The following is a 14,259-nucleotide window of genomic DNA, read 5'->3' as shown; positions in this document are numbered from 1 at the left end:
ACCACTCCTCAAGCACCCAACGCCTTCGCCAGGGCGGTAAAACCCGGGCCGGCGAGGACAATCAATAACGCCGGGAAGAGAAACAGCATCATCACGACGGACATTTTCGCGGACATTTTCGAGATGTATTCCTGTAGGCGCGTCAGGCGCCGGTCATCGAGCAGTTGCTTGAGCGAGAGCAGTGATTTCATTGCCCCGCCCCCCTGATACAGCAACTGCTGAAGAATCACGCAGGTGTCGGTGAACTCGTCGACCGCCAGCAATTGCGTGGCTTTGTTCAGTTCTTCGCCCAGTTCAAGGCCGGAATCGACACGGCTCAACACCAGCCGCAGTTCTTGGGTCAGCACTGGCAGCAAGGCTTGGCCTTCATGGCTCAGCACACGCAATGCCTGCTCCACGGCCATGCCGGATTCGAAGAGGATGCGCAGTAGCGGAATGAACGTGCTGATCTCACTGGCCAGTTGTTTCTGCCGCCGCGCGACCGCGATCACCAGCAGCCGCTTGGGCAACAGATAGCCGACGCCGAGGGCGAACAACGGTGCAATCCACGGCCTTTGCACGGTGGGAAAAAACACCGACTGCAGCAGCACCGTCAGGGCCAGCAGCAATAACGGCGAACCGATCTGACAGGCAGCGAACAGCGAACGCTGGCGGGCGCTGCGCCAGCCCAGGCGGTTGAGCAGGGTTTGGGTTTCGTTGTCGAGTTTGACGCTGTGCTGCCCGACTTTGCTGTCGCCGAGCACTTGCAGCAAGTTGCCGAAGCGATTTTGCCGCAGCAGGTCACCCTCCAGGCGCCGGCTGATCTGCCGGGTACGGCGGCGTTGGTCGAACAGACTGCTCAGCAGCAACAGCGCGGCGCCGAGCAGCAGCAAAGCGCTGATCATCAAGGGTGTCGTCATAGGCTGCGCAACATCCGCCAGAGTAGAAGACTGCCGATTACCTGCATGCCGAACGCCGTGGCCAGCATCCGCTGTCCGGAAGGGTCGTGCCACATGGCGACCAGATAAACCGGATTGGCTATCAGGAAATACCCGGCCATGATGATCGGCAACAAGCCCAGCACCCACGCGGTAAGGCGGGTTTCGCCGGTCATGGCACGCAATTGGCGGGAGGCCTGATCGCGCTCGCGAATCATCTTGATCAGGTTCTCCAGCAACTCGCTGGCGTTGCCGCCGTAACGATGATTGACCTTGAGGCCGAGGGCGAACAGGCGAAACTCATCGCGCTCGTAAAGCTCTGCCAGATCCGATACGGCGTCCGGCAGACTTACGCCCAACTGCACGTTGCGCTGGACCCGGGCCATGGCGTCTTTCAACGGATACTCGCTGGCCTCGATGCCACCGAGCACTGCGTCAGCGAGGGTACGCCCGGACTTCAGGCTGCGCACGGTGTGATCGAGCAGTGCCGGCAGTTGTTCGATCATTCGCCGCAATCGGCGCTGATAACGCCAACTGACATACACACGCAGCGCCAGCGGTGGCAGCACGATCAGCACCAGCAGACCGATCCATCCCGCCAGCGCAAATCCGATCAGAATCGCGAAGGCCCAGAGCAACAGCCAGACCCCGATACGCTCGGTTGGCCGGCCCAACCCCGCGCGCAGGAATGCGCGCTCCAGCCCGGCCCAATAAGGGGCGCTCACGGTCATTTGCGGCTGCCCCTGATTCAGCCGATCAAGCACCCGCTCGGTGCCACTCTGGCGCCAGCTGTTGTAGAACAGGCGCAGCGACAGCCCGAGCAAGGCCAGGCAAATGACGATCAGCAACAACGGTTTGAGCATGCCGTCGGCCCTCAGTGCGCGAGCGTCGGTTCGCGGCGCAACTTGTCGCCGGCCGGGTTGATGGCTTCGCGCAGAAAGCCCAGGCCACTGCGCCGATCAAGGCGAAACAGGGTATTGGTGACGTACACGTCGTCACGCACGCCAACCACTTCCACCACTTCGCTGACGCAACGGCGCCCGTCCGGCATTCGCGTCAGTTGAATCACCACGTCCAGCGCGGCGCAGATCATCTGGCGCAAGGTGCGTTCGGCGATGGTGCGGCCGGTCAGTCCGACCAGGGTTTCCAGACGCAGCAGAGCGTCCTGAGCATTGTTGGCGTGGACGGTGCTCATCGAGCCATCGTGGCCGGTGTTCATTGCGGTGAGGACGTCGACGACTTCAACGCCGCGAATCTCACCGAGGATAATCCGGTCAGGGCGCATGCGCAGAGCGTTGCGAATCAGGTCGCTGGCTTTCACTTCGCCGTGGCCCTCGGCGTTCGGCGGGCGCGTTTCCAGGCGCACGACGTGGGGATGGCCAAGCTGCAATTCGGCAACGTCCTCGATGGTCACCAGCCGTTCGTGGGGACTGATCAACTGGCTGAGGATATTCAGCAAGGTGGTTTTACCGGTGCCGGTACCGCCACTGATGAGGATGTTGCAGCGCTTGCCCACTGCCTCCTCGATGAAGTCGTAGATCGCCTGATCGATGGTCTGCATCGCCATCAGGTCGGTGCTCTTGAGCATGTCCTTGCGAAACTTCCGGATCGACAGGCACGGCCCGTCAAGGGCGATCGGCGGGATGATCGCGTTGACCCGGCTGCCATCGGGCAGGCGCGCATCGACCATCGGCGACGATTCATCGAGGCGTCGCCCCAGCGGCGCGAGGATGCGTTGCATCACCCGTTCGACGTGATGCGCATCGATAAAACGCAGATCGCTCAAGTGCAGCACGCCATCGCGTTCGATGAACACCCGGTGCGGGCCGTTGACCAGAATTTCAGTGACGGCGCTGTCGCGCAACAGTACTTCCAGCGGGCCGAAACCGGTCAGCTCATCAACGATTTCTTCGGCCAGACGTTCCATTTCATAACGGGAAATCGCCAGGTGCAGGCGCGCGATGTACTCGGCAACCTTGTCGATGACGAACTGCGACAGCACCTGCCGCGAACCTTCCAGCAGGTTTTTCCCGGACTCTTCGATGGCGTCGATGATGTAACGGTGCAGTACCAGTTTCAGCCCGTCGTGATCAGTGTTGCCGGACGCGTTGCGCTGCGGCCCGCCAAACAATTGCTCGCCGTTCATGAGGTACCTCGCAGGCGGTCGAACCAGCTGACCTTGGGTTTGGCCATGCCTTCGGAGCGTTTCGCAAGGCGTTCGCCGAGGGTGCGCAGACTCTGGCTGATGGCCTCACGCGGGGCCAGCTCGAACAGGCTGACGCCCTGGTTTTTCGCGTTCAGACGGATCTCCGGGCTGTAGGCGAGCACCGCAATCACCTCCAGGCCAAAGCTCTTGCCGAGCGTCTCGGAATCCGGTGCGACGTGGCGCAGGTAGCGGTCCACGAGCAATCGCCCGTGGTCGAGTTTCATGCCTTTTTCGCGCCACAGGTTGAGCACCGCGAGGTTGCGCCGACAATCGAGCACATTCTGATCGGTGTACCACAGCAGCTTGTCGCAATGGCTGACGAAGGTTCGCAGCGCTTCGCTGTCGGGTTGCCCGGTGAGGTTGACCACGATGTGCTGGAAGTGTTGGCGCAGGGCGCTGAGCAACATGTACAACTCGGCGGCACTGGTACGCTCCAGTGGCTCGTCGCCGTTGGCGTAGGCAAGAATGCGCAGACCGGCTTCGGCGCTCGTGAAGGCGCTGTCGATCAGGGTCGCGTCGAGCCGCCGCAAGTGCCGCAACGCATCGCCGAAATGGAACGAACTCTCAAGCCCGAGCAACGCCAGACTGTCACCGCGCGGCAGGCCCAGATCGAGCAACAGGGTTTGCTGGCCACTCTTCTGCACCACCAGCGCCATGTGGTTGGCGAGCAGAGCACCGTCGGCGTTGCTCTGCACACCATAAAGCACGGTCAGGCCACCAAGCTGCGTGTTGGGGGTCACCGCGGGCAGACGTTTACTCAGACGCCGCACCAACCCGGCTACCTCACTGGAGCGCGAGCCATAAGCGACAAAATCCCGTGCACCGGCACGCATTGCATTGAGCACCAACTGGTTATCCATGCCGTCACCGAGGGCGACGATGGCAAGCATCGGTTTGGCTTCCAGCACGCCTTCAATCAAGGCGCTCTGGGCCACCAGATGATCACGATCGAGGCCGACGAAAACCAGGCTGGCAAAGGTCACGTCGACCAGCGCCAGCAACTCGTCAAGGCTGCCGCCACCGGCGCTGACCACTTGACCGAGGGGGGCCAGCGCCCCTTGCAGCCACTCAAGATCGGTGTCGTTGCGGGTGATGGCGAGGAAGGTCTGGCTCAGGCTCTGGCTCATTGCGATAACCCGCTGCGTTTATCGAAGTTGCCGTTTTCGAGGAAGTACAAGCGATACCAGTTCGGATCGTAGTTGCGCAGTCTTTCCCCGGGCAGCGACGGCAGCGGCGCATTGGCCGCCAGTGGCTGCACCAGATGCGGGGTGACGATCATCAGCAACTCTCGCTCTTCGCGATTGATCGATGAATTGCGAAAGAACGCACCGAGCACCGGGATGTCGCCAAGGCCGGGGAATTTGTTCACTTCAGAGGCGTTGCGGGTGCTGATCAAACCGCTGATGACAAAGCTTTCTCCGTCTGCCAGAGAGATGCTGGTATCGGTGCGGCGAATGGTGAACGCCGGCACCGTGGTGCCGCCGATGGTCACGCCATTGTTGTAGTCCAGTTCGCTGACTTCCGGGGCGACTTTGAGGGCGATGCGGTCGTTGCTGACCACCGTCGGTGTCAGGGTCAGGCGGATACCGAATTCCTTGTATTCGATCGAGTAGCTGTTGCTGTTGGCGCTGGGCACCGGGATCGGAATTTCACCGCCGGCAAGGAAGCTTGCGCTTTGCCCGCTCAACGCCACCAGGCTTGGCCGCGCCAGGGTGTAGGCGAACCCGCTGCCTTCCAGCGCGTTGACGATGCCGAGGAATTTGCTGCTGCCACCGCCCCAGACGATGTTGAACATGTCGTTGGCCAAGGGAATGTTCGGCGCAATGATCGGCACCGTACCCGGTCTGACGCCGGTGCCCGGCACCGTGCCGGGAGCGCCGATCAGGAAGTTGTTCGAGCCTTTACCGTAGATTGAAGTGCCGGCCTCTTTGAGTTTGGTCCGGCTGACTTCGACGAAGCGGATGTCTGTCTGCACCTGCGAGGGCAACGTCGGATCACCTGTCGCCGGCAGGGAAACCGTGGTCATCGCCGCACTGGCCTTGCCCTGGACGAACACCATGCTCTGGCGCGGCGCGCTGGCGCAGGCGCTCCAGATCATCAGCGTAGTGGCGCCTGGCGCGACGCCGGTCAGCAGGATGCCTTGATCACCGGTCACGCGCACATCGGCGATTTTCGGGTCGCCCACCGCCACCCGAGTGATCGCCACGGGGGATTGCAGTGCCTGTTGCAGGCCTTCGCCGACTTCCAGTGTCGCCGGCAACGAGCCGAGCGCGGCGCAGTTGCCGGTGGCGGCGACGGCAGTGCCGATCGAGGCGACGCTCAACAGCGAGGCTCGAAACAAGCCGTTGAACAGGGGCGTAAAGCGTGTGCGCATGTAAAGGCGTCCTTGCTCGAATCAGGGAGTGGGTTGTGCAGTATCGGCACCGCGAATCACTTCCACGGTGGCTTTGCGTGGGGCGGGTTGAGCGGCCACGTCCATGACTCTGGGGGGAGCCCTCAGGGACAACTGGCTGAACTCGAGCAGGTCACGGCGCGGTGTATCGAGGCGGGTGGCGGCGTCGTTTTCTCCGGCCCAGTATTTCGCCAGTTGCTGTTCATCGGCACTGCGCACCGCGAGGCGCAACACACCGGCGCCGGACGCCAGCATCAAACGGCTGAGCAACGCTTCAGGCACGGCGAGCACCACGCTGCGCGCGGCCATGCGTTGCTGCTCTTGTTTGAGGCGTTCGTCGTCACTGCGCGCCGGGCTGGCCGGTTGGCCGTCGTTGGTCAGGCCGCTCTGGCTGCCGACCACCAGCACGCGGACCGCTGGCACGACCAATTGCGCCGAGGCCTGTGGGGTGTTTTCGTCCTTGCGCAAAAACAGCAGCACGTCGACGTAATCGCCGGGCGCGAGTTGGCCGCCGGCGTTGATCACTTCATCCACCGCCACGGCCAGCGCCCGTTCACCGGGGCGGATCATCCGGGACAGTCGGCTGCCGGGTTCGAAGCTTTCTTCGCTCAGCCAACTGCCGGCGCTCAAGGGCCGCCACGCTGTACGACCGACCACCTGATCGACGGTGCCGAGGCTGCCGGCGGGCGCGGTGCGCAGTTTTTCCACCGCCACATCGGCAGCCGTGATTGTCACGAACGGCGCAATGTCGCGCAGCAGCACTACCACCGGTTGGCGGGTAGGATCTTCGACTGGCGCAGGTTCCGCGGACGGTGGTACGACGGCAACGGCGACCGGTGCTGTGGCCGGTTCGGCAACCGGCTGACGGCTCAAGGTGAGCCCCCAATATCCGGCGACGATGGCACCCAGCAAGAACAATCCGGCCAAGCCTAAAGTAACGCGACTGTTCATGACGGCTCTCCCTTTCCCGCTGCGTTGTGTCTTTTGCAATGACCCGTGGTTCCATCGAGACAAATTCGCAATCAGGCAGCTATGAACAAGTAACTATTTCGCTATTTGACGGTAGCGCAGGCCGAACAAAACGCCATTACGAAGGCCGAAATATCCAACGAAAGTAGAGGCCTAAAGCGCCAAACGTGGTTTTTTTGCGTTTTATCGCTGAGTACTACTTAGGTGTTAATCCGTTCTTACAGTTGTAGGGTCGAGGAATGCCGACAATGCTGATGCTGGCACAGGGAAATCATGTTGCGAACGCGTAACGCCTGGTGCGCTCAAGGAGAATTCTCATGTCGTATTCCCGCGTTGTTGCGAAAATCAAATCCGAGATCGCGTTCTTCAAAGGCCTGGCCAAAGACACCGAAGGCGCCTCGGCTATCGAGTACGCGCTGGTGGTCGGTCTCGTAGCGCTGGTGATTGCTGCATTCGGTAACGGCATCGGCACTCAGGTCACCAGGATTCTGACTGCTATCCAGACTGCGCTGACACCCGCCGTCACCGGCAGCTGATCGGACCCGATACTTGTCAATGCGGCCATTGGGTTCTACCGTCAGCACTCAGTCCATTGCAGGTGTTGCCTATGAACTCTCCACACACTCCACGCCAGCAGTTGCTCCTCGTCGACGATGAGGAGGACGCACTGCTGGAGCTTGCGGAGTTGCTGGAGGGCGAAGGCTTCACCTGTCATACCGCCACGTCGGTGAAGCTCGCGCTTCATCATCTCACCCGCCATCCCGATATCGCTTTGGTGATCACTGATCTGCGCATGCCGGAGGAAAGCGGCATGTCGCTGATCAAGCGTCTGCGCGAACACACCTCGCGCCAGCATTTGCCGGTGATCGTCACTTCCGGTCATGCGGACATGGAGGATGTCAGCGACATGCTGCGTCTGCAGGTACTGGATCTGTTCCGCAAACCGATCTATCACGTGCGCTTGCTGGAAACCCTGGACAACCTGTTTCCCAAGCAGAAGGCCAACAGCGTTCGCGGTGGCTGATTGCGCAGAACACCGGGAGCACCGGAGGTCAGTGTGCAGTCACGCGCTGACGGCCAGGATTGCCCGGTGACAACGCCAGTGCCAATTGGGTGCGGTTATGCATGTGCGTCAGGCGCAGGACCTGGGAAACATAAAGTTTTACCGTGTTCTCAGTAATCCCCAATTCGCAGGCGATCTGATAGTTGGTCTGTCCTTTGCCTACCAACCGCGCGACATCAAGCTGACGTGGCGACAACTGGTTGAAGATCGCCGGGATCTCCACAACCTCCCCATCACCCGGTACCTCGTGTATCACCGGCGAAGGCCCGCGACGGACTTTGTCGAGATCCTGATAGAGGTCGTCGATGGACTCCGACAGGTATTGCAGCTTTTGATTCAGGTGCCCCAGATGCAGGGTTTTCTGCCGCTCCTGCAAGGCCGCTTCCTGGCGCTGCAAACCTTCAAGCAACTCGTCCAGATCAATCGGCTTCTGGTAGTAATCGGCAATCCCGGCGCGCAACGCCTTGATCACGTCCTGCTTGTCGGCGCGACCGGTGAGCATGATGGCCTCGAACGCTCGATGTTTGCCAGACAGCCGCTGCAGTTCCTGCACCAGCTCTATGCCATCCATGTCCGGCATGTGCAAATCACAAAGCACCAGACCGATGGCAGGGTCTTCAATGAATTGCTCGATTGCCTGCCTGCTCGATTCGCAAGGCACGCAACGGTAGCCGCTGCTTTCGAGGAATTCGCAGAGCTCCTCGACAATCAGCGGCTGATCGTCGACCACCAGAACCTTCATTGCAGACGCTAGGTTGTTCACTTGCCACTCCCTGACCAAGCCAAAGGCTGACCGTTCCTGTACTGACAGCACGAGGCTGTACAACGTTGATTTGAAAGTAGACCTACTTTCCGACTATGTACATAGCAGTAGTGGCACGAGACGACTAATGGATCCAATACAACGTCACACAGGTTCCAATCAGCACGAACGGTGCAAATGGCAGCTTTTTTGACGCATCTGGCCCGAAATATCGAAGATATTCTCTAAGCCGTTGACTCATATGCAGCCAGAGTTTTGGCACGAGCAGGAGCCAGAGCGCGCTGGACAGCGCGGCGCCGGCAAACGCGCCGAGCAGGATTGTGCCGTCTGTCGCCAGCGCCAAGGCTGTCATTAATTTCACATCGCCCGCGCCGAATCGTTTCAGGATATAACCAGGAAGGGACAACGTCAGAGCCAGCAGTACGGCCCATCCACTATGAATGACATCGGCGCCAAGCCAGCTGTGACCATTGAGCAGTAAATACAGCGCTGCCAATGCGCCTGCTCCCAAAGTAAGGCTGTTGCTGATATGCCGCTGCCGGGCATCCTGTGCCGCGCATAGCGTCAGCCAGATCAGTAGGACAAAGCTGTGCATGCGGTAAAAAACGTCCGTTTTGGCCGAATGATTCTATGCTGATATTACGTAGTGAATGTCAGGGTAGACGCACTCATGAAATCCGGCCTCCCCCGCAAGCAAAAAGGCGCCGTCGCTATCGAATTCGCGTTGGTGTTCATCGTCTTCTTCGCCGTGTTTTATGGCCTGGTCAGCTACAGCCTGCCGCTGCTGTTAATGCAGTCATTCAATGAGTCCACCGCCGTGGCAGTGCGCCGCAGCGTCGCGCTGGATCCGGCCAGCGCCAATTACTCCAGCGCGGTCACGGCCGCTGCCCGAGCCGAACTGAGCCGGCAACTGGCCTGGCTGCCCGGTGCCTTGAACTTCAACGCCACCACCGATAGCAGCATTACCTATGTCGGTGGCGTGTTGACCGTGACCATCAACTATCCCACCAGCAAATTGAATCAGGCGCTGCCGTTTCTGGTGTTGCCGGGAATCGGCTCGGTACCGCGCCTGCCTGCGACACTGCGCGCCTCGTCGAGCCTGCAATTTTGAGTTCCGGTGACAAGTTGTTCGGTCGCCTGCTCAATCGACACGCCGACACGGTCCGGCCGACGGACAGCCCTGTGGTGTCGAGCGTCGGTTTGCAGCTGTATCTGGATGGCGACGGTCACGTCAATCACCTGAGCGGGCCGTTGCGCCATGTGCTGGCGCCGCGGATATCCGGCAGCCATCCCGCGCATTTGCTGGAATATGTGTTGCCCCATAACAGCCTCGCCCTGGAGGGCAATCCCGTCGACTGGCAAAGTCAGTTGCTCGACCTCGATTTTTTCAGCCTCACTGGCCCACCGTTGCACCTGCGTGGCTGGGTACAGCCGCAGGGTGACGGCTGGCTTTTACAGTTGCTGGACATCGGTGACTTGCTCAGCGATCGTCGTCAGGCACGCAGCCGCGAACAATGCCAGTGGCTGGCCACGCAGATCCGCGACCAGTTGCGCCTGGGCAGCCTTGCGCGCCTGCCCCAGGTGCTGGGCGAACAGTTGCAACGCTTGAGCCAGCATTTGCACATTCCGTGTGTGGCCGTGGCGCTGCTCGACGAGCAAGGTCAGGGTTGGCAGATTCATCAGCATTACGCGACGCTCAATGCGCCGCAGGTATGGCGTGATCAACAGCCATTGGGCACGGGCCTCGACAGCCTGAACGGTGCATTACCGCAACGTTTGCGAGCCGCAGAGCAGCCACGCCTGAGTACGCTGTTTGGCCCGAACGAAGGCTTCGCCGTGCCCTACCGCGATGCCCAGGGCGTGGCGGCGTGGCTGCTGTGCGCCGGCTGTGACGCACAGCAGCAGGCACCGGATCTGAGCGATCACGATTGGCTGTTGATGGCCGCTGCCGTGGCCGCGCCCTTGCTGGAACGCTTGCGCGAGCATCGCCATCATCAGCAACTGGAACGTTTGCAGAGTCTGCAAGCGTTGCTCGGCAGCGGGTGGTGGGAAGTCAGCAGCGCGAGCGCCGACGTGCAGTTGGCTCCGACGCTGGCCGACAACCTCGGTTTGCACGCCGCGCGGGTACCGATTCAGGAATGGTTCGGCCGCGTGCATCCCGCCGATCGAGATGAACTGCGCAGTCGTCTGCAAGCCCTGCAAGACGACGGCACGCCACTGCAATTGTGTGTGCGCTGGCAACTCGATGAGCAACCGTTGCCGCAGTGGTATCGCCTGCAAGGCCAGTCGCTGGGCATCGGCGCCGAACGACGCCTGGTCGGGTTCATGCTCGACATCAGCGACATCAAGCACCAGCAGCAACAGGCCGCCACCGCCCATGCACGGCTGGATAATCTGATTGCCAGTTCCCCGGCGGTGATCTACGTGCAGCGCTACGTTGAAGGGGCTTTGCAACCGACGTTTTTCAGCGCCAGCCTGCAACCCCTGCTGGGCTGGAGTCTCGCCGACTGCGCCGATGGCCGACTGGTGGAACACATACACCCGGATGACCGCCCAGGCTATTTCGAACGCACCCGCCAGTTACTGCGCGAAGGCTCGGTGAGCGCACGCTATCGGGTACTCGATCGCCAAGGCCATGCGCACTGGCTGCTCGACGAGGCCAAGTTGCTGCGCAACGATCTCGGTCTGCCCGTGGAAGTGGTGGGGTTGTGGCTGGACGTCACCGAAGCGACCCTCGCCGCCGAGCAGGTCAAGGCCAGCGAGGAACGTTACCGGATGCTGGTGGAAGATTCGCCGGCGATGATTTGTCGCTATCGTCCCGACCTGACCCTGACCTTCGGCAACCGGCCACTGGCGGATTATCTGGAGTGTACGGCCGCGCAATTGCCCGGAGTGAATCTGGGCAGCTGGATGTCCGACGAACAGCGCCAGGCATTCGTTGAGCGCTTGGCGCAACTGACCCCGGAACAGCCGGTGAGCACTGCTGAAATCAATCTGCGCCTGCCCGGTCGCGAACATGCGTGGTGGGTCTGGTCGGATCGAGGGGTGTTCGATGAACACGGGTGCCTGCTTGAGGTGCAGGCGGTGGGCCGAGATAACACGCAGGTGCGGCGCTCCCAACAACAACTGACACAAAGCGCGAAAATGGCCACCCTCGGCGAGATGGCTACAGGTCTTGCCCATGAGATCAATCAACCGCTGAACGTGATGCGCATGGCCATCGTCAATGTGCTCAAACGCTTGGGCAATGGCGATGTGCAGATCGACTATCTGACCGACAAACTCAAACGCATTGACGCCCAGGTACAACGGGCCGCTCGGGTAGTGGATCACATGCGCGTGTTCGGCCGCCGCTCGGAAGTCGAACAGCATCCATTCAATCCTCTGGATGCGATCGAAGGCACCCTGTCGCTGTTGTCGGAAGGCCTGCGCGGCAAAGGCGTCGAGCTGCGAATCAAGGAAGCCTGTTTCCAGGTGCAGGTGCGCGGTTACGTCGATCAGCTCGAGCAAGTGCTGATCAACCTGATGGTCAATGCCCGCGATGCCTTGCTCGCCAGGCGCGAGGCCGATCGCGACTTTCAGCCGTGGATCGCCGTGCATGCCGAGTGCGATGAGCACGTGGTGCGGCTGTGGGTCGAGGACAACGGGGGCGGCATTGACCCTCGCCTGCTGGAGCGTATTTTCGAGCCATTCTTCACCACCAAACCGGTCGGTGTCGGCACCGGTCTGGGCTTGTCGGTGAGCTACGGCATCATCGACAACATGGGCGGGCGCCTGAGCGTGCGCAACGGCGAGGAGGGTGCGCGGTTCTGCATCGAACTGCCGATTGCGCTGAACGCCCCCTAGATCACCAGTGTCGGTTGGCCGGCTGGCCGGCAACTGAGATTGGCACCGACATCGACTTTGTTCAGCGTGATGCCGAGGAGGTTGAGCAAGCTGTCGAGAATCGGGTCAAGCACCGGACTGAGCAGGTTATCGATGACCACGCCCAGCGTGTTGTTGACGCTGGCCAGCACGTCGGCGGTCGTAGTCAGCAGGCCACCCAACAGGCTCGAACCGGTGGGTTTGTATGCCTGGACCTGAACGCCACTCAATGTGCCTTTGAGGCTGTTGACCACGCCTTGTGTACCGAAGCTGTAGGTCAGCGGCGTTTGCTTTATTTCCGGAGGCTGGTTGTAGGTGTGGATGTTCTGGGTACTGGCCACCGAGGTGTCGACCTTCACGCCAAGGCCACCGCCGTAGAACGGTTTGCGCGAGTTGAGATCGCAGGTCGCCGCACCCAGTCCCAACAAGGGAATAGTGCAGGTGATGACCCCGACATCGATCAGCGCCAACGGCTCTACCGTGACATCCGTTGCGGATGAAAAAGCATTGGCAGGATCGATTTTGCCGACCTTGAGCTTGACCAGCGAGGAGTTGGTCTGGGTAGTCAGGCTTCGGCTGGCGTCGCTCAGGCAGTTGAAATCCGTGACGTGACTATCGGCGGCAGCGGCCTCCAGGAGGATGTCGATGCGCGACGTCGGAAGAATCTGTAAATGGGTGCGCTGACAGGTACCGCCCAGCGTGCACAACAACGAGTTCAATGTGCCGGCGATGTTCAAGTGCAGCAGGTTGTTCAGGGTATCGGTCAGCCCGCCCACCAGCGGTGTACTGACAATGGCACTGGCGAGCCCGGCCACATTGGACAGCACCGGCAGGTTCAGTGAGATCAAGGTGCGCACCTGCGCGGTCTTCACGTAGATGCGGTTGGGCCCCATGGGGTCGGCCTTGGCCAGCACAGGGTTACCGAGTGCCGAGAGTTGCGGCGGCTCGATGACTCTGGTCTTGACCGAACCATTGACCAGCCCCGGAATATTCAGCGGCGCTGACACCACCAACGCGTTCTGACTGTTGGCCACTTGCACGACGGCTTCAAGCAACTGAAACACCTGGAGATTGGCATTCAACGCTGCGGACGTCGCCCCGGTCTGCAACTGCAGCAATTGTCCAAGCGCCACTTCGGTACTGCCGACCCCGGCCTTCAACCCGAGCAAACCGTCGACCGCCACACTGGTAGTGGTGCCGCCCTTGGTCAGCACGGTAATAGCGGTGTCGATCAGTTGGCCGATCTTGATGTTCTTGCCTAGCAGTTGGGTGTAGTTGCCGGCGTCCAGGCTGATATCGAGCGCCAGTTGATTGAGGTAACCAAGCAGGTTGATATTGGAGTCCACCAGCCCCTGCCATCCGGCGACGCTGAGATTCAGGTTGCCGCCGAGCATTCCCCCCCAGATCGCGTTAAGGGCCGCGGACTTACTCGCATCGATGGTGACCAGAGTGGTACCGATGGTCAATTGGGCCTGAGGCGGCAGTATGGTGGAGGCGCCGACGGCTGTAGCGCGCAGAAGCGTGGTGGGTGACACGCTGCCCGGCGAAAACATTGCGTAAAGCGCGGCGGCCACACTGGTCGGCACCACCCGGGTGGCAACCACGCTGATGGCTTCTTTCTTGCTGGCTTGGGCGCTGAACACACGCAGGTTGTCACCGCCGGTTTGTACGGTGCCGCAGGTCACCGTCAGAGTCGTGCCCTGCTCAACGGTAAAACTGTTGCGCGCCGCACTTGCCGTGGCGTAACTGTTGGCCGTGGCGTTGCCGCCGGGCAGGCAATCGCCACCGCGCGATATGGCCTCCAGCGCGGCGACATCGACCACCCGCTGCAAGCGCCGTTGCTCCATGTACAAACGACCGCTGTCGACCACCAGTACCATGCACACCAGCGCCAGGCCGAGAGTCAGCGCGGCCGTCAAGCCGATCGCCCCGCGCTGCCGGACCCGGCCATTGAATTGCGAACGAGGCGACATCGCGCACTCCTTTGCCGGCGCACTGCCGAGCGCAACCTCCATTGGTGGTTTTGAGTGTAGACGCGGCTAGTGGCAACGCGCCATTTGGTAAGCCATAAAACAACGATGGGAG

13 protein-coding genes are annotated in these 14,259 nt (G+C 61.1%); 4 read left to right on the top strand and 9 right to left on the bottom strand.

From position 1 onward, the window contains the following. Positions 1 to 8 precede the first annotated feature (8 nt). From GTU76_RS05505 to cpaB, 6 genes are read right to left on the bottom strand one after another with little or no spacing between them, the layout of a single operon-like run. A complete protein-coding gene (locus GTU76_RS05505; RefSeq protein WP_180698209.1) occupies positions 9 to 899 on the bottom strand; it encodes a type II secretion system F family protein in 891 nt (296 codons plus the stop codon). Further along, the gene (locus GTU76_RS05500; RefSeq protein WP_016987388.1) at positions 896 to 1,780 is read right to left on the bottom strand and encodes a type II secretion system F family protein; all 885 of its coding nucleotides are present in this window, start codon (positions 1,778 to 1,780) and stop codon (positions 896 to 898) included. Before GTU76_RS05500 ends, GTU76_RS05505 begins: the two co-directional genes overlap by 4 nt. Positions 1,781 to 1,791: 11 nt before the next feature. Beyond that, the gene (locus GTU76_RS05495) at positions 1,792 to 3,063 is read right to left on the bottom strand and encodes a TadA family conjugal transfer-associated ATPase (RefSeq protein WP_016987389.1); all 1,272 of its coding nucleotides are present in this window, start codon (positions 3,061 to 3,063) and stop codon (positions 1,792 to 1,794) included. After that, a complete protein-coding gene (locus GTU76_RS05490; protein WP_016987390.1) occupies positions 3,060 to 4,250 on the bottom strand; it encodes a CpaE/TadZ family protein in 1,191 nt (396 codons plus the stop codon). Before GTU76_RS05490 ends, GTU76_RS05495 begins: the two co-directional genes overlap by 4 nt. Further along, on the bottom strand, positions 4,247 to 5,497 hold the full coding sequence (locus GTU76_RS05485) for a type II and III secretion system protein family protein (protein ID WP_180698208.1): 1,251 nt from the start codon (positions 5,495 to 5,497) through the stop codon (positions 4,247 to 4,249). The genes GTU76_RS05490 and GTU76_RS05485 overlap by 4 nt, the downstream gene beginning before the upstream one ends. Before the next feature lie 21 nt (positions 5,498 to 5,518). Further along, positions 5,519 to 6,466: a Flp pilus assembly protein CpaB gene (gene cpaB, locus GTU76_RS05480; RefSeq protein ID WP_016987392.1), complete on the bottom strand. Its 948-nt coding sequence runs from the start codon at positions 6,464 to 6,466 to the stop codon at positions 5,519 to 5,521. A 335-nt stretch (positions 6,467 to 6,801) separates the two neighbouring features. Between cpaB and GTU76_RS05475 the strand changes: the two genes are divergently transcribed. Together GTU76_RS05475 and GTU76_RS05470 are read left to right on the top strand one after the other, a co-directional pair. Then, positions 6,802 to 7,020 carry a Flp family type IVb pilin gene (locus GTU76_RS05475; protein WP_016987393.1) on the top strand — a complete coding sequence of 73 codons (219 nt, stop codon included), beginning with the start codon at positions 6,802 to 6,804 and terminating at the stop codon, positions 7,018 to 7,020. A gap of 71 nt (positions 7,021 to 7,091) precedes the next feature. After that, complete coding sequence (locus tag GTU76_RS05470) at positions 7,092 to 7,508, top strand: response regulator (protein ID WP_016987394.1); 417 nt, start codon at positions 7,092 to 7,094, stop codon at positions 7,506 to 7,508. Between the two features lie 28 nt (positions 7,509 to 7,536). Here the strand turns inward: GTU76_RS05470 and GTU76_RS05465 are convergent, their stop codons facing one another. Both GTU76_RS05465 and GTU76_RS05460 read right to left on the bottom strand, forming a co-directional pair. After that, positions 7,537 to 8,310, bottom strand: coding sequence for a response regulator (locus GTU76_RS05465; protein WP_180698207.1), 774 nt, complete (start codon positions 8,308 to 8,310; stop codon positions 7,537 to 7,539). Positions 8,311 to 8,434: 124 nt separating this feature from the next. After that, a complete protein-coding gene (locus GTU76_RS05460; RefSeq protein WP_180698206.1) occupies positions 8,435 to 8,905 on the bottom strand; it encodes a prepilin peptidase in 471 nt (156 codons plus the stop codon). A gap of 75 nt (positions 8,906 to 8,980) precedes the next feature. Here GTU76_RS05460 and GTU76_RS05455 point away from each other — a divergent pair, with 75 nt between their 5' ends. After that, on the top strand, positions 8,981 to 9,421 hold the full coding sequence (locus tag GTU76_RS05455) for a TadE/TadG family type IV pilus assembly protein (RefSeq protein ID WP_016987397.1): 441 nt from the start codon (positions 8,981 to 8,983) through the stop codon (positions 9,419 to 9,421). Continuing rightward, the gene (locus GTU76_RS05450) at positions 9,418 to 12,156 is read left to right on the top strand and encodes a PAS domain-containing sensor histidine kinase (RefSeq protein WP_180698205.1); all 2,739 of its coding nucleotides are present in this window, start codon (positions 9,418 to 9,420) and stop codon (positions 12,154 to 12,156) included. Before GTU76_RS05455 ends, GTU76_RS05450 begins: the two co-directional genes overlap by 4 nt. Here GTU76_RS05450 and GTU76_RS05445 read toward each other — a convergent pair. Further along, positions 12,153 to 14,147, bottom strand: a complete 1,995-nt coding sequence (locus GTU76_RS05445) for a TadG family pilus assembly protein (protein WP_016987399.1) — start codon at positions 14,145 to 14,147, stop codon at positions 12,153 to 12,155. The genes GTU76_RS05450 and GTU76_RS05445 overlap by 4 nt on opposite strands. Positions 14,148 to 14,259 lie beyond the last annotated feature (112 nt).

Source organism: Pseudomonas crudilactis, from assembly GCF_013433315.1.
In the GTDB taxonomy this organism is placed as follows: domain Bacteria; phylum Pseudomonadota; class Gammaproteobacteria; order Pseudomonadales; family Pseudomonadaceae; genus Aquipseudomonas; species Aquipseudomonas crudilactis.
This window is presented reverse-complemented; position numbering and strand designations above follow the sequence as displayed.

Bases quoted from the DNA above. Each gene is read 5' to 3' on its own strand.
- GTU76_RS05505 (WP_180698209.1), bottom strand. From the start codon at position 899: ATGACGACACCCTTGATGATCAGCGCTTTGCTGCTGCTCGGCGCCGCG.
- GTU76_RS05500 (WP_016987388.1), bottom strand. From the start codon at position 1,780: ATGCTCAAACCGTTGTTGCTGATCGTCATTTGCCTGGCCTTGCTCGGG.
- GTU76_RS05495 (WP_016987389.1), bottom strand. From the start codon at position 3,063: ATGAACGGCGAGCAATTGTTTGGCGGGCCGCAGCGCAACGCGTCCGGC.
- GTU76_RS05490 (WP_016987390.1), bottom strand. From the start codon at position 4,250: ATGAGCCAGAGCCTGAGCCAGACCTTCCTCGCCATCACCCGCAACGAC.
- GTU76_RS05485 (WP_180698208.1), bottom strand. From the start codon at position 5,497: ATGCGCACACGCTTTACGCCCCTGTTCAACGGCTTGTTTCGAGCCTCG.
- cpaB (WP_016987392.1), bottom strand. From the start codon at position 6,466: ATGAACAGTCGCGTTACTTTAGGCTTGGCCGGATTGTTCTTGCTGGGT.
- GTU76_RS05475 (WP_016987393.1), top strand. From the start codon at position 6,802: ATGTCGTATTCCCGCGTTGTTGCGAAAATCAAATCCGAGATCGCGTTC.
- GTU76_RS05470 (WP_016987394.1), top strand. From the start codon at position 7,092: ATGAACTCTCCACACACTCCACGCCAGCAGTTGCTCCTCGTCGACGAT.
- GTU76_RS05460 (WP_180698206.1), bottom strand. From the start codon at position 8,905: ATGCACAGCTTTGTCCTACTGATCTGGCTGACGCTATGCGCGGCACAG.
- GTU76_RS05455 (WP_016987397.1), top strand. From the start codon at position 8,981: ATGAAATCCGGCCTCCCCCGCAAGCAAAAAGGCGCCGTCGCTATCGAA.
- GTU76_RS05445 (WP_016987399.1), bottom strand. From the start codon at position 14,147: ATGTCGCCTCGTTCGCAATTCAATGGCCGGGTCCGGCAGCGCGGGGCG.